This window comes from Streptomyces sp. NPDC059524 (assembly GCF_042749255.1).
GTDB lineage: Bacteria > Actinomycetota > Actinomycetes > Streptomycetales > Streptomycetaceae > Streptomyces > Streptomyces xanthii.
Genome location: NZ_JBHYTK010000190.1, coordinates 1 through 13,253, shown reverse-complemented (window position 1 = coordinate 13,253; position 13,253 = coordinate 1). Strand labels below are relative to the sequence as shown.

The following is a 13,253-nucleotide window of genomic DNA, read 5'->3' as shown; positions in this document are numbered from 1 at the left end:
TCCACGGTCAGGTCATCCGCGAAATGCCGGTCACCGGTCGCGTCCGGCACGTACTTCACGGTGACAACGATCCTCAAGCTCACGCCGGCTCTCCTCGCTCAGAGCGTTCCTCAGCCTTCTCAGGCCTACTGCGGCCACCGTATGGCACTCAGTTCCCTCTGTAAAGGTACGTAGTGCCAAAGGGGGCCGTCCGGTGTTACGTTCCCGGCATGAGCGAGGCACGCGAGGGCAGTGGATCGAACGGGGCGGCGAAGAAGGCCCCGATGCGGGAGGTGCTGGCCGAGGCGGCGTTCCAGCTGTTCCTGGAGCGAGGGTTCGAGCGGACGACGGTGGACGACATCGTGGCGCGGGCCGGGGTCGGCCGCCGCTCCTTCTTCCGGTACTTCCCGTCCAAGGAGGACGCGGTCTTCCCGGACCACGAGAGCGTGCTCGCCGACATGACCGCGTTCCTCGAAGCGGCGGGCGACGAGCGGGACCCCGTCGACGTCGTCTGCGACGCGGCCGGACTCGTCCTGCGCATGTACGCCGCGAACCCCGAATTCTCCGTGCAGCGCTACCGGTTGACGCGCGAGGTGCCGGGGCTGCGGACCTACGAGCTGTCCGTCGTCCGGCGCTACGAGCGCACGCTCGCCGAGTACCTGCGCCGGCGCTGGGCGGCCGTCCCGGACGGCGGACTGCGGGCCGAGGTCGTCGCCGCCTCCGTCGTGGCCGCGCACAACAACGCACTGCGCACCTGGCTGCGTTCGGGCGGCGAGGGCGACGCGGAGGCGGCCGTGGAGCGCGCGTTCGGGCTCGTCCGCCGGGTGTGGGGCGAGTCGGCCGAGCGGGACACGGGCCCGGCCGTCGCCCAGGAGGAAGTCGTGGTGATGGTGGCCCCGAAGGGTGCCCCTATGTGGCGGGTCATCCAGCAGGTCGAATCGGCGCTCCGGGACGACTGAACAGGGTCCGGGTGCCCAAGAATTCCGATCCGGAGGGTACTCGGTATCTTTACCGCGCGGCACTGAGTGTCATACGCTGACCGGGCGCCGGAGCCTCAGCCCGGCGGACCGGGTGAGCGCGGGAGGCCGAGCGATGTCGGAGTGGGCGGGGTTGTCGGGAAGCGCGACGGGTGTCATGACGCCGGCCGAGGCCGACGGCGGCACGGGATTCACCTTCAAGCGCTGCCGCTGGTGCGGCACCGCGTCGTTCCGCCGGCTGCTGTGTCCGGTCTGCGCGTCGAGCGACCTGGAGACGCAGCGCAGCGCGGGCCCCGGGATCGTCGTGCAGTCACGTGTGGTGCACCGCGGCACGGGCGTCGCGCGCAACGAGTCGCTGGTCCGCTTCCCCGAGGACTTCGTGGTGCCCTGCCGGGTCGTCGGCACGCCCCCGCACCTGGTGTGGGTCGGCGCCGAGGTCCGCACGGCCCCCGGCGTGACCGAGGACGCCGGCGAGGTCTGCTTCGAGCTGTGCGAACCGGCCGGCGACGACGCCTACTACCGCTGAACGGGCCGGGGCTCAGGCTCCGGCCGCCGCCTCCTGGGCGATCCGGTCGAACTCGGCCCCCATCGCCGCCGCCAGTGCCTGCGCCGCCGACAGCGGACGCACCATCACCATGAAGTCGTCGATGCGCCCTTCCTCGTCGACGTGCAGGAAGTCGCAGCCGGTGATGGCCCGGTCGCCGACCCGCGCCTCGAACACGAGGGCGTGATCGCGCCCGTCGGCCCCGGTGATCTCCCGGACGTACCGGAAGTCCTCGAAGACGCGCTTCGCCCCGCGCAGGATCGCCGCGGTGATCGCCCGGCCCGCATACGGCTTGAACACGACCGGGCTGGTGAACACCACGTCCTCGGCCAGCATGGCCTCGACCGCAGCCAGATCGTCCTTCTCCACCGCCGCGCGGAAGGGATGCATGGACGCCACCTCGCTCACTCATTAATAAATTTGTTGATTAGGTGCGGGCGACAGTAGTCGCATCCTTGTAGGGTGTCCACATGTCTCTCAAGTACGCCGTCCTCGCCGCGCTCCTGGAGGGCGAGGCGTCCGGATACGACCTGGCGAAGATCTTCGACGTGTCGGTGTCCAACTTCTGGGCGGCGACACCGCAGCAGCTCTACCGGGAGCTGGACCGCCTCGCCGCGGACGGACTGATCGATGCGCGCGTGGTCCCGCAGGAACGGCGGCCGAACAAGCGGATGTTCACGCTGTCGCCCGCGGGGCACGAGGACCTCGCCGCGTTCACGGCACGCCGGCCCAAACCGCTCGCGCTGCGCGACGAGCTGATGGTGAAGGTGCAGGCCGTCGACGTCGGAGACCTGGAAGCCGTGCGTGCGCACCTCGAGGAGCGGGTGTCGTGGGCGCAGGGCCGCCTCGCCCGCTACGAGCGGATCCGGCAGCATCTCCTCGGCGGTCGCAGCGAGGAGGAGTTCCTCGAGGTGGGGGAGCGGATCGGCCCCTACCTGACGCTGATGGCCGGCATCGGGTTCGAGGAGGGCAATGTGAGCTGGGGGCGGCGCGTCCTCGGCGTCCTGGAGCGCCGCGCCGTCCGCGCCGCTCAGTCCCCGGGGTCCGCCTCCGGCGCGCGCAGCTGAAGCCCGTTCTCCCAGATCTTGTTGAGCGTCGTCACCAGACGCTCGTACGGGATGCGCTGGCCGAGGACGAACACCATGTACGCCATGCGGCTCACCATCACGGACAGCGCGTGCGCCGTGATCAGCGGGTCGAGGCTCGGGTCCGCCGCGCCCGCGTCCTGGAGCGAGCGGATCAGCTTCGCGTTGCGCCGCGCGAACGCGTCGCCCCGCTCGATGCGCAGCTGCCTGAACGTCTCGTCGACCTGGGCGACCTGCTCGAACAGGGCCATCAGCCGGGCGTTCTTCTTGTACGCGCGCAGGTACTCGCGGTTCGAGGCGTCGATCATCTCGCGCGGGTCGGTGATGCCGGTCCGCTCCCGCAGGTGCGGATGGAGCATCTCCTCCTGCACCTGCGCGACGAGCGCCTGGAAGATCTCTTCCTTGCTGTTGAAGTACGTGTAGAACGAGCCGGACGCGACGTGGGCGGCCTTGGAGATGTCCGTGATCCGGGCGTCGAGGTAGCCGTCCCGCTCGAAGACCTCACGCGCGGCGGTGATCAGCGCGTTGCGCGTCCTGACGCCGCGGGCGCTGCGGGGCGTGATCGGTTGCTTCTGACCGCCGTCGGCGGCCGCGGCCTGGGCAGGCAATGCGGTCCATTCGCTCTCGTACGTGCGGGCGGTCGCGGGGCCGCGACCGCCACGCGGGTGGCTGCGGATGCTATCAGCCGGGTCTCTCATCCGAGCCCGTCGAGGAACCGGAGCAGCGCCGCGTCGACCTCCGCCGCTCGCTCTTGCTGGATCCAGTGGCCCGCGCCGTCGAGCACGACCCGGCCCCGCAGATCCGTCAGGACCTCCTCCAGGCGGTCGCTCGGCATGAACCGGGCCACCGGATCCTTCGAACCGGTGACGAAGAGGGACGGCATGTCGATGGTCCGGCCGTCGAGCGGCGCCGTCAGCTCCCAGGTGCGGTCCAGGTTGCGGTAGTAGTTCAGGCCGCCCGTGAAGCCCGTCTCCTCGAACGTCTTCACGTAGAAGGCGAGTTCCTCCTCGCTCAGCCAGTGCGGGCGCGGCGCCGCCGGTTCCTCGCGGGCCGCCCACGCCGCCGACCAGATCTCGCGCGCCGTCAGCGTGCGCCGCACGTCCTGGGCGAGCGCCCGGTCCGCGACGCCCGGCTCCTGGAACCACACGATGTAGAACTCCTCGCCGAGCCGCCTGCGCAGCACCGGCAGCGGCGCGACGGGGGAGCGGGGCGTCACCGGCACGCTCATCCCGACCACGGCGCGCACCCGCTCCGGATGCGCCCACGCCATGTGCCACACGATCGACGCGCCCCAGTCGTGCCCCACGAACACCGCGTCCCGCGCGCCCACGTCGTCGAGCAGGCCCACCAGGTCCCGGCACACCGTCAGCGCGTCGTACGCCCCGGGGTCCGCGGGCCGGTCGCTCGCGCCGAAGCCGCGCAGGTCCGGGGCGAGCACCCGGTACCCGGCCGCGGCCAGGGCCCGGATCTGGTGCCGCCAAGAGAAGGCCAGTTCGGGGAAGCCGTGGCACAGCACGACGAGCGGCTTCGCCGTATCGCGCGGCCCGTCCTCGTACACGCGCAGGGTGACGCCGTTCGTCACCACGTCCCGCGCCGGGATCCGCTCCCAGTCGGCGATCGGCAGATGTGCGGTCATGTCCAGGGCTCCTCGGATCGTCCGGCCACGCGCTCCTCGTCAGGCCCTTCCCGCACGCCCCGTCGCTCCCGGCGCGGTTCCTGAACCTGGCGTCGGATCCGAATATAGCGAGCGGTCCGCCGACTGTCATTGAACTTGAAGCCGGATTCAAATACGGTGAGGGCGCAGCCGAGCGAAGGAGCGGTCACCCCCATGCTGATCAACGACAAGGTCGCCGTGGTCACCGGCGCGGCGGGCGGCATCGGCGCCGCCGTCGCCCGGCGCCTCCTGGAGGCGGGCGCACGCGGCGTCCTGCTCACCGACCTGGACGGCGCGCGCCTCGACACCACCGTGCGCGAGCTCGCCGCCGAGCACGGCGAGCGCGTCGCGGGCCGCGCGGCCGACGCCGCCGCCACCGAGGACCTGCGCGCCCTCGTCGCCCTGGCCGAGGAGCGCTTCGGCTCCGTCGACCTCTACTTCGCCAACGCGGGCATCGGCGGCGGCGCGGGACTCGACGCGAGCGAGGAGGAGTGGAGCCGCGCCCTCGACGTCAACGTGATGGCGCACGTCCGCGCCGCGAAGCTGCTCGTGCCGGGCTGGGTCGAGCGCGGCGAGGGCTACTTCTTCACCACCGCCTCCGCCGCCGGACTGCTCACCCAGATCGGCTCCGCCACCTACTCCGTCAGCAAGCACGCCGCTGTCGCCTTCGCCGAATGGCTCTCCGTCACCTACGGCGACCAGGGCGTCCGCGTCAGCTGCCTGTGCCCCCAGGGCGTCGAGACCGAGCTGCTCATGGCCGGCACCCGCTCCGCCGACCCGACCGAGCGCGCCGCCGCCCGTGCCGTCCTCGACTCCGGCGAACTGCTCCAGCCCCTCGATGTCGCCGACCGCGTCGTCGAAGCCGTCGCCGACGAGCGCTTCCTCGTCCTGCCGCACCCCCAGGTCCTCGACTTCTACCGCCACAAGGGCACCGACTACGACCGCTGGCTGCGCGGCATGCGGCGCTACCAGAAGGCGGTGCGATGACCGACGAACGGACCCGCACCGCGGTCCTCTTCGACTTCGGCGGCGTGCTCACCACCAGCGTGATCGACGCCTTCGAGGAGCTGGGCCGCGAACTCGGCGCGCAGCCCGGTCAGTTGCTGCGCCTGCTGTCGAAGGACGAGGAGAGCAGCGCCCTGCTCGTCGCCCACGAGGAGGGCCGCATCGGACAGCGCGCCTTCGAGGACGGCTACGCGGCCCGGCTGCGGGCACACGGCGTCACCGCCGCAGGGCCCGGACTCGTCGCCCGGCTCCAGGCCCACCTGCGCCCCGACCCCGACAGCCTCGCCCTCGTCGCCCGGCTGCGCGCCGAAGGACACCGCGTCGGGCTGCTGTCCAACTCCCTCGGCGACGACTGCTACGCGGGCTTCGACCTGCCCGCCCTGTTCGACGCCGTCACCGTCTCCGGCGAGATCGGCGTGCGCAAGCCCTCCCGCCGCGCCTACGCCCTCGCCTGCGAACGCCTCGGCGCCCCGCCCGAGGAGACCGTCATGGTCGACGACCTGCGCCAGAACCTCGACGCCGCGGCCCGGATCGGCCTCGCCGGCGTCCTGCACCGCGACGCCGCGGGCACCGCTTCCGCCCTGGCGCGCCTGTTGCGGCCCGCCGCCGCGCGATGACACCGTACGAGACCACCATCGGAGGACACCCGTGTACGAGCTGACCGACAAGGCCAAGCGGTACCAGGCCGACCTGCTCGCCTTCATGGACGAACACGTCTACCCGGCCGAGGCCGTCTACGCCGAGCAGATGGCCGCGTCCGGCGACCCGCACTTCCACCCGCCGGTCATCGAGGACCTCAAGGCCGAGGCGAAGAAGCGCGGCCTGTGGAACCTCTTCCACCCGCACCCCGAATGGGGCCCCGGTCTCACGAACCTGGAGTACGCGCCCCTCGCCGAGATCATGGGCCGCAGCGCCCACCTCGCCCCCGAGGCCACGAACTGCAACGCGCCGGACACCGGCAACATGGAGGTCCTCACCCTCTTCGGGACCGACGAACACAAGGAGAAGTGGCTCAAGCCGCTGCTCGCCGGCGAGATCGCCTCCGCGTTCGCCATGACCGAGCCCGCCGTGGCCAGCTCCGACGCGAGCAACATCCAGATGCGGATGGAGCGCGACGGCGACGACTACGTCCTCAACGGCCGCAAGTGGTGGACCTCCAACGCCCTGCACCCCCGCTGTGAGGTGCTCATCGTCATGGGCAAGACCGACCCCGACGGACCGGCCTTCCGCCAGCAGTCGATGATGGTCGTCCCCGTCGGCACCCCCGGCGTCACGATCCTGCGCGGCCTGCCCGTCTTCGGCTACCAGGACCGCGAGGGCCACGCCGAGGTCCTCTTCGAGAACGTACGGGTCCCCGCCGGCGCCCTGCTCGCCGGCGAGGGCGACGGCTTCATGATCAGCCAGGCCCGCCTCGGCCCCGGCCGCATCCACCACTGCATGCGCGCCATCGGCATGGCCGAGCGCGCCCTGGACCTGATGATCGACCGCGCCCAGTCCCGTACGACGTTCGGGGCGCCGGTCGCCGAGCGGGCCAACATCCAGGACTGGATCGCCGAGTCCCGTATCGAGATCGACATGGCGCGGCTGCTCACCCTCAAGGCCGCCCACCTGATGGACACGGTCGGCAACAAGCAGGCCCGCACCGAGATCGCCGCCATCAAGGTCGCCGCCCCGAACGTGGCCCTGAAGGTCGTCGACCGCGCCATCCAGGTGCACGGCGGAGGCGGCGTCAGCGACGACTTCCCGCTCGCGAGCATGTACGCGCACCTGCGTACCCTGCGTCTCGCGGACGGCCCCGACGAGGTGCACAAGCGGACCATCGCCCGGCGCGAACTGCGCCGCCGGGAGACCGAACGAGGAGAGCGATGAGCACAGCGGAATCCCCGGCGGGCACGGAGTCCCTGGCCGGCAAGGTCGCCCTGGTCACCGGCGCGTCGCGGGGCATCGGCCTCGCGGCGGCCGGCGCGCTGCGCGACCGCGGCGCCCAGGTCGTGATCACCTCCCGCAGCGAGGACCGCGCCAAGGAGGCGGCCCGTGAACTCGGCGCGGGCGTCACCGGGTTCGGCGCCCACGCCACCGACGAGGAGGCGGCCCGCGCCTGCGTCGAGCACACCCTCGCCACGCACGGGCGGCTCGACATCCTCGTCAACAACGCGGGCACGAACCCGGCGTACGGCCCGGTCATCGACCAGGACCACGCCCGCTTCGCCAAGACGATGGACGTCAACCTGTGGGCGCCCATCCTGTGGACCTCCCTCGCCGTCAAGGCGTGGATGGGCGAGCACGGCGGCGCGGTCGTCAACACCGCCTCCATCGGCGGGCTCTCGGTCGCGCAGGACGTCGGCATCTACCACGTCTCCAAGGCGGCCCTCATCCACCTCACCAAGCAACTCGCCCTGGAACTCGGGCCGAAGGTGCGGGTCAACGCGGTCGCGCCCGGCATCGTGCGCACCCGCCTCGCCGAGGCGCTCTGGCAGGAGCACGAAGGACGGGTCGCGGGCGCCACCCCGCTCGGCCGGATCGGCGAACCCGGCGACATCGCCGAAGCCGTGGCCTTCCTGGCCGGTGACGGCGCCCGCTGGATCACCGGCGAGACCCTGGTGATCGACGGCGGACAGCTGCTCGCCGGGGGCGTGCTCGACAACTCGCCGGAACACGGGAGTTGACGGGGGTTTTCCCCGAGGTGAAGGGTGCGCCAGGATGGGGCCATGACCGCGGCCCAGCGTGCCATGACCGAACTCGGGACATGGCCGCACCTGGTGAGCGGCCCGCCCCGGTGCTCGATCGGTCACGCGTTCGGCCCGGCGGGCCATGACCTCGTTCACTTCCACTCCGACGACTGCGCCGATCTCTACCTCACCGCGCCGGCGGTGCAGCGGCTGCTGCCGCACCTGCGGCGGACCAGTGCCGTCCGCGTGCACCCCGGCGCGTCCTGGATCACCGTGCTCCTGGAGTGCGACACGGACGTGCAGCTCCTGCTCAGCCTGGTGAGCCTCGCCCTCAAGGAGCAGGCGGGCCGCGCACCGCACGCCTGCCCGGCCCCGCCCTGCGACTGGGAGCGCCCCCGGGCCTCGTAGCGCACCCGGCGATCCGGGTCGTGGCGGTGCGTGCGGTGGACCGCGGCCTCTGGGCATGCTGGTGTTCCGGACGCGGGCGGCGACGAGGAGCAGGCATGCGCAAGATCATTCTGATGATGGGCGTCTCCCTCGACGGGTACACCGAGGGACCGGGCCGCGACATCGGCTGGCACCAGGTCGACGACGCCCTGCACCGGCACATGAACGAGAAGGTCCGCTCCTTCGGCGGCCTGCTCACCGGGCGCGTCACGCACGAACTCATGGCGTCCTACTGGCCCGCGGCCGGCGCCGACCCCGACAGCACCCCGACGGAGGTCGAGTTCGCCGCCATCTGGCGCGACATCCCCAAGATCGTGTTCTCCCGGACGCTGCCGCCGGGCCCCGCCCCGTACCACTCCACCGTCGTCTCCGAGGTGCTGCCCGAGGCGATCCGCGCCCTCAAGGAACAGCCCGGCGGCGACCTCAACGTCGGCGGCGCCGACCTCGCCGCCACCTTCCTCGCCCACGACCTGATCGACGAGTTCCACACCTACGTGCACCCCGTCCTGATCGGCACGGGCACCCCGCTCTTCCCCGTCACGGATTTCCACCCGCGCGTCCTGCGCCTGGCCGGGACCCAGACCTTCGACAACGGGGTCGTCCTGCTGCGTCACGCGCGCGTCCCCGAGTGACCTCCGCCGTCGCGCCGCGGCCCGGATATCGCCGAGGGCGAAGCGCCGCCCCGGGCCGCCGTACGCCGCCTACGCTGGCCCGATGAGCATCCACGAGAGCCGCCGGGGCAGCGGCGCCCACCGGTCCGCGCCGGAGCAGGAGCCGCTGTGGCGGCACGTCGTCGGGGACGTGCTGCGGCGCAGACGCCGGGCCCAGGGCCGGACCCTCCAGGACGTCGCCGACACCGCCGGAATCTCCATGCCCTACCTCTCCGAGATGGAGCGCGGCCGCAAGGAGGCGTCCTCCGAGATGCTCGCCGCCGTCGCGGGAGCGCTCGGGCTCGGACTCGTCGACGTCCTGGCGCTGGCCCAGGGGGAGCTCGCGCGGGCCGCCCGGAGGCGCCGCCCGGTGTCCGTCACCTCGGTCACCGGCGTCTCCTCCGTCACCTCGGTCGCCTCTGTCGCGGTGCGTGGCGCGGGCGGTGCGGCGAGCGGGCGCGGCACGGTCTGCCTCGCCGCCTGACCGGCGAGGGGACGCTCAGTCCCCCTCCTCGAGCCGGCGCACCAGCACCGGCACATGGCTGTGCTCGACGTCCTTCACCGACGTGACCAGGGTGACCGGACCGCTCCGGGCCAGCTCGCGCACGTGGTCGACCAGCTCGGCGCGCTCCGGCGCGTCGAGCTCGGCGCGGTAGCGCTCCTCGAACCCGGCGTACCGGTCGTCCTTGTCCGCGTGGTACCAGGTGCGCAGCTCCTTCGACGGGGCGATGTCCTTGAGCCACTCGTCGATGTCTGCGTGCTCCTTCGAGACGCCCCGCGGCCACAGGCGGTCGACGAGCAGCCGCTTCCCGTCCTCGGCGGCGGGCGGATCGTAGACCCGGCGCACCGGGAAGCCGCCGTGTCGGCGGCCGGATGAATGCTGTGAAGACATGGGACCCATTGTGTCCTTTTCCTATGTTTTGCGTAGTCCGTCCGGTGTTGCTTGAGTGAGGGGTGTTGCTGTGACGTCCACCGGGAGTACCCGCTATGTCGATGTCCTTCGGATCCCCCTTCGGATCACCCGATCCCTTCGGGGAGATGCTCAACCGCTTCTTCGGGATGTCGCCCGGATCGGCGCCGCCGCAGGTGCAGCGGGTCCCCATCGGCCGCCTGCTGACGGACTCGGCGCGCGAGCTGATCGGCCGGGCCACCAACAAGGCGGTGGAGGACGGGAGTTCGGACCTCGACACCGAGCATCTGCTGTGGGCCGCGACCCAGGTCGACCCCGCCCGCACACTGCTCGCGCAGGCGGGGGCGGAGCCCGACGCGCTCGCCGCCGCGATCGCCAAGATCCTGCCCGGGGAGAGCGCCGAACCGTCCGCGCAGCCCGGGCTCACCCCGGCCGCCAAGCGCACCCTCTCCGCGGCTCACGCCCGCTCCCAGGCGGCAGGGGTCTCGTACATCGGGCCGGAGCACATCCTCGGCGCGCTCCTCGACGACCCGGACTCCGGCGCGGGACGGCTGCTGCGCTCCCAGGGCGCGGACACCGGTCGGCTGCGCGGCGCCGCCGACCAGGCCGCCCGCGCCGAGGGCGTCCCGGCCGGCGCGAGCAGGGAGAACAGCGACACCCCGACGCTCGACGAGTACGGCCGGGACCTGACCGAGGAGGCGAAGGCCGGGAAGCTCGATCCGGTGGTGGGCCGGGCCGAGGAGATCGAGCAGACCGTCGAGATCCTGTCGCGCAGGTCGAAGAACAACCCGGTGCTGATCGGTGAGCCGGGGGTCGGCAAGACGGCGATCGTGGAGGGCCTCGCCCAGCGGATCGTCGCGGGCGAGGTGCCGGAGACGCTGAAGGGCAAGCGGGTCGTCGCGCTCGACCTGTCCGGGATGGTGGCGGGCGCGCAGTATCGCGGCCAGTTCGAGGAGCGACTGAAGAAGGTCATCGAGGACGTCCAGAACGCCGGCGGTGACGTCATCCTCTTCATCGACGAACTCCACACGGTCGTGGGCGCCGGGGCGAGCGGCGAGGGCGCGATGGACGCGGGCAACATGCTCAAGCCCGCCCTCGCCCGCGGTGAACTGCACGTCGTCGGCGCCACCACCATCGACGAGTACCGCAAGTACGTGGAGAAGGACCCGGCCCTGGAACGCCGCTTCCAGCCCGTGACCATCCCCGAGCCCAGTGTCGACGAGACCGTCCAGATCCTGGAGGGCCTGCGCGACGCGTACGAGGCCCACCACCAGGTGCGCTTCGCCGACGGCGCGCTCGTGGCCGCCGCCGAGCTCTCCGACCGGTACATCAGCGACCGCTTCCTGCCCGACAAGGCCATCGACGTGATGGACCAGGCGGGCGCCCGGGTCCGGCTGCGCGGCGCGGGCCGCTCCACCGAGATCGTCAGCCGCGAGGACAAGATCGCCAAGCTGAGCCGAGAGAAGGACCAGGCCGTCGCCGCCGAGGACTTCGAGCGGGCCTCCGAACTCAAGCAGCAGATCGCCGACGTCCAGGGCGAGCTCGCCGGGATCGAGGAGCGCCGCGAGGGCGTCGTGCAGGTGACCGCGAAGGACATCGCCGACGTCGTCTCGCGCCGCACCGGCATCCCGGTCGCCCAGCTCACCGCCACGGAGAAGGAGAAGCTGCTCAAACTGGAGGACGCCCTGCACGACCGGGTCGTCGGCCAGGACGAGGCGGTCGTCGCCGTCTCCGAAGCCGTCCGCCGCAACCGCGCGGGCATGGGCGACCCGAACCGGCCCGTCGGCTCCTTCCTCTTCCTCGGCCCGACCGGCGTCGGCAAGACCGAACTGGCCAAGGCCCTCGCGGAGTTGCTGTTCGGCGACGAGAACCGCATGGTCCGCTTCGACATGAGCGAGTTCCAGGAGAAGCACACCGTCTCCCGGCTCGTGGGCGCCCCGCCCGGGTACGTCGGCCACGAGGAGGCCGGACAGCTCACCGAGAAGGTCCGCCGCCAGCCCTACAGCGTGCTGCTGTTCGACGAGGTCGAGAAGGCCCATCTGGACGTCTTCAACACGCTGCTCCAGGTGCTCGACGACGGCCGGCTCACCGACTCGCAGGGCCGCACCGTCGACTTCCGCAACTGCGTCGTCATCATGACCTCGAACATCGGCGCCCAGCGCATCCTCGCCCATCACGGCGACGTGTCCGAGATCAAGGACGACCTGATGCAGGACCTGCGGGGCCGCTTCCTGCCCGAGTTCCTCAACCGCATCGACGAGATCATCCTCTTCCACGGCCTCACCCAGGACGACCTCGGCGAGATCGTCGACCACCTCCTCGACCGGAGCATGCGCCGCGTCCACGCGCAGGGCATGACGCTCGAGGTCACCGAGGCGGCGAAGAAGCTGCTCGTCGCGCACGGCCACCAGCCCGAGTTCGGCGCCCGGCCGCTGCGCCGCACCATCCAGAGCGAGCTCGACAACCGGCTCGCGTCGCTGATGCTCAGCGGCGAGGCCGAACCCGGCGACACCATCGTCGCCGACGTCAAGGACGACGCCCTCGTCTGTTCCGTACGCCACGGAGCGGACCCGGGGACCGGAGAGGAGGACGCCACGAGCGGGGACACGGAGGCGGCGCGGTCCGCCTCCTGAGTCTCACCCGTTCGGCCCACCACCGCTCGCCGCCCGGCGCGGCCCGCACAGAGAGTTCGGTCATGACCCAAACACCTTACGAACCGCAGAGCCCGCACCGGGCCGCCGACGAGAAGGAGGCGCCCGGATCCATTCCCGAGGGCCCGCTCGGCCGGCTGGCCCAAGCGGCCTGGCAGGCGGTTCTCCTCGCGGGTGTCGCCGCGCTGATCATGGGCGTGCTCGTCCTCGTGTGGCCCGGCGCCTCACTGTGGGCCGCCGGTATCCTGTTCGGCGTGTACCTCGTCGTCAGCGGCGTCTTCCAGCTGGTCACGGCGTTCGGCACGCACGTGACGACCGGGCTGCGCGTGATGGCGTTCATCAGCGGCGCCGTCTCCGTCCTCCTCGGCCTGTTCTGCTTCCGCGGCGCGACCCAGTCGATCCTGCTGCTCGCCCTGTGGATCGGCATCGGCTGGCTGTTCCGCGGGATCACACAGACCGTCGCGGCGGCCTCGGACCCGGCGATGCCGGCCCGCGGCTGGCAGGCGTTCCTCGGCGTGGTCAGCGCCATGGCCGGCATCGTGCTGATCGTCTCGCCGTTCGAGTCGGTCGCCGTCCTGACGCTGGTCGGCGGCTGCTGGCTGGTGGCGATGGGCGTCGTCGAGATCGTCGAGGCGTTCATGATCCGCAGCCGCTCGAAGCAGATCCCGCGCGGGGCCTGACC

Annotated in this window: 16 protein-coding genes and 1 pseudogene; 12 read left to right on the top strand and 5 right to left on the bottom strand. The window is 71.8% G+C overall.

Annotated elements, in window-relative coordinates; all coding sequences use genetic code 11:
- Positions 1-83: pseudogene (locus ACFW9D_RS34255) on the bottom strand (electron transfer flavoprotein subunit beta); the annotation flags it as partial.
- Positions 84-263: 180 nt separating this feature from the next.
- Here ACFW9D_RS34255 and ACFW9D_RS34250 point away from each other — a divergent pair.
- Positions 264-938 (top strand): TetR family transcriptional regulator, encoded by a 675-nt coding sequence (locus tag ACFW9D_RS34250; protein WP_384628597.1) that lies wholly within the window; start codon positions 264-266, stop codon positions 936-938.
- A 175-nt stretch (positions 939-1,113) separates the two neighbouring features.
- Positions 1,114-1,482 carry a Zn-ribbon domain-containing OB-fold protein gene (locus ACFW9D_RS34245; protein WP_384628595.1) on the top strand — a complete coding sequence of 123 codons (369 nt, stop codon included), beginning with the start codon at positions 1,114-1,116 and terminating at the stop codon, positions 1,480-1,482.
- A 12-nt stretch (positions 1,483-1,494) separates the two neighbouring features.
- On the opposite strand, the gene ACFW9D_RS34240 is transcribed toward ACFW9D_RS34245, so the two are convergent.
- Complete coding sequence (locus ACFW9D_RS34240; RefSeq protein ID WP_188340491.1) at positions 1,495-1,890, bottom strand: nuclear transport factor 2 family protein; 396 nt, start codon at positions 1,888-1,890, stop codon at positions 1,495-1,497.
- An 80-nt stretch (positions 1,891-1,970) separates the two neighbouring features.
- Here ACFW9D_RS34240 and ACFW9D_RS34235 point away from each other — a divergent pair, with 80 nt between their 5' ends.
- Complete coding sequence (locus tag ACFW9D_RS34235; RefSeq protein ID WP_384628591.1) at positions 1,971-2,567, top strand: PadR family transcriptional regulator; 597 nt, start codon at positions 1,971-1,973, stop codon at positions 2,565-2,567.
- On the opposite strand, the gene ACFW9D_RS34230 is transcribed toward ACFW9D_RS34235, so the two are convergent.
- Positions 2,531-3,193 (bottom strand): TetR/AcrR family transcriptional regulator, encoded by a 663-nt coding sequence (locus ACFW9D_RS34230; RefSeq protein ID WP_384628589.1) that lies wholly within the window; start codon positions 3,191-3,193, stop codon positions 2,531-2,533. The genes ACFW9D_RS34235 and ACFW9D_RS34230 overlap by 37 nt on opposite strands.
- Before the next feature lie 86 nt (positions 3,194-3,279).
- Positions 3,280-4,221, bottom strand: coding sequence for an alpha/beta fold hydrolase (locus tag ACFW9D_RS34225; protein WP_384628586.1), 942 nt, complete (start codon positions 4,219-4,221; stop codon positions 3,280-3,282).
- Between the two features lie 192 nt (positions 4,222-4,413).
- Here ACFW9D_RS34225 and ACFW9D_RS34220 point away from each other — a divergent pair, with 192 nt between their 5' ends.
- From ACFW9D_RS34220 to ACFW9D_RS34190, 7 genes are all read left to right on the top strand, one after another.
- Positions 4,414-5,226: an SDR family oxidoreductase gene (locus tag ACFW9D_RS34220; protein WP_384628583.1), complete on the top strand. Its 813-nt coding sequence runs from the start codon at positions 4,414-4,416 to the stop codon at positions 5,224-5,226.
- On the top strand, positions 5,223-5,861 hold the full coding sequence (locus ACFW9D_RS34215; protein WP_384628580.1) for an HAD family hydrolase: 639 nt from the start codon (positions 5,223-5,225) through the stop codon (positions 5,859-5,861). The genes ACFW9D_RS34220 and ACFW9D_RS34215 overlap by 4 nt, the downstream gene beginning before the upstream one ends.
- 31 nt (positions 5,862-5,892) lie before the next feature.
- Complete coding sequence (locus ACFW9D_RS34210) at positions 5,893-7,113, top strand: acyl-CoA dehydrogenase family protein (protein WP_384628578.1); 1,221 nt, start codon at positions 5,893-5,895, stop codon at positions 7,111-7,113.
- The gene (locus ACFW9D_RS34205; RefSeq protein ID WP_384628576.1) at positions 7,110-7,910 is read left to right on the top strand and encodes an SDR family oxidoreductase; all 801 of its coding nucleotides are present in this window, start codon (positions 7,110-7,112) and stop codon (positions 7,908-7,910) included. The genes ACFW9D_RS34210 and ACFW9D_RS34205 overlap by 4 nt, the downstream gene beginning before the upstream one ends.
- Positions 7,911-7,952: 42 nt before the next feature.
- Positions 7,953-8,321, top strand: a complete 369-nt coding sequence (locus ACFW9D_RS34200) for a luciferase family protein (protein ID WP_188340499.1) — start codon at positions 7,953-7,955, stop codon at positions 8,319-8,321.
- A 95-nt stretch (positions 8,322-8,416) separates the two neighbouring features.
- Positions 8,417-8,992, top strand: coding sequence for a dihydrofolate reductase family protein (locus ACFW9D_RS34195; protein ID WP_188340500.1), 576 nt, complete (start codon positions 8,417-8,419; stop codon positions 8,990-8,992).
- An 82-nt stretch (positions 8,993-9,074) separates the two neighbouring features.
- A complete protein-coding gene (locus ACFW9D_RS34190) occupies positions 9,075-9,494 on the top strand; it encodes a helix-turn-helix domain-containing protein (RefSeq protein WP_384628572.1) in 420 nt (139 codons plus the stop codon).
- 15 nt (positions 9,495-9,509) lie between these two features.
- Here ACFW9D_RS34190 and ACFW9D_RS34185 read toward each other — a convergent pair whose 3' ends face one another.
- Positions 9,510-9,902, bottom strand: a complete 393-nt coding sequence (locus tag ACFW9D_RS34185; protein WP_384628569.1) for a DUF488 domain-containing protein — start codon at positions 9,900-9,902, stop codon at positions 9,510-9,512.
- A 95-nt stretch (positions 9,903-9,997) separates the two neighbouring features.
- Between ACFW9D_RS34185 and ACFW9D_RS34180 the strand changes: the two genes are divergently transcribed.
- Both ACFW9D_RS34180 and ACFW9D_RS34175 read left to right on the top strand, forming a co-directional pair.
- A complete protein-coding gene (locus tag ACFW9D_RS34180) occupies positions 9,998-12,553 on the top strand; it encodes an ATP-dependent Clp protease ATP-binding subunit (RefSeq protein WP_384628566.1) in 2,556 nt (851 codons plus the stop codon).
- Positions 12,554-12,615: 62 nt separating this feature from the next.
- Positions 12,616-13,251: an HdeD family acid-resistance protein gene (locus ACFW9D_RS34175; RefSeq protein WP_384628563.1), complete on the top strand. Its 636-nt coding sequence runs from the start codon at positions 12,616-12,618 to the stop codon at positions 13,249-13,251.
- The last annotated feature ends 2 nt before the right edge of the window (positions 13,252-13,253 follow it).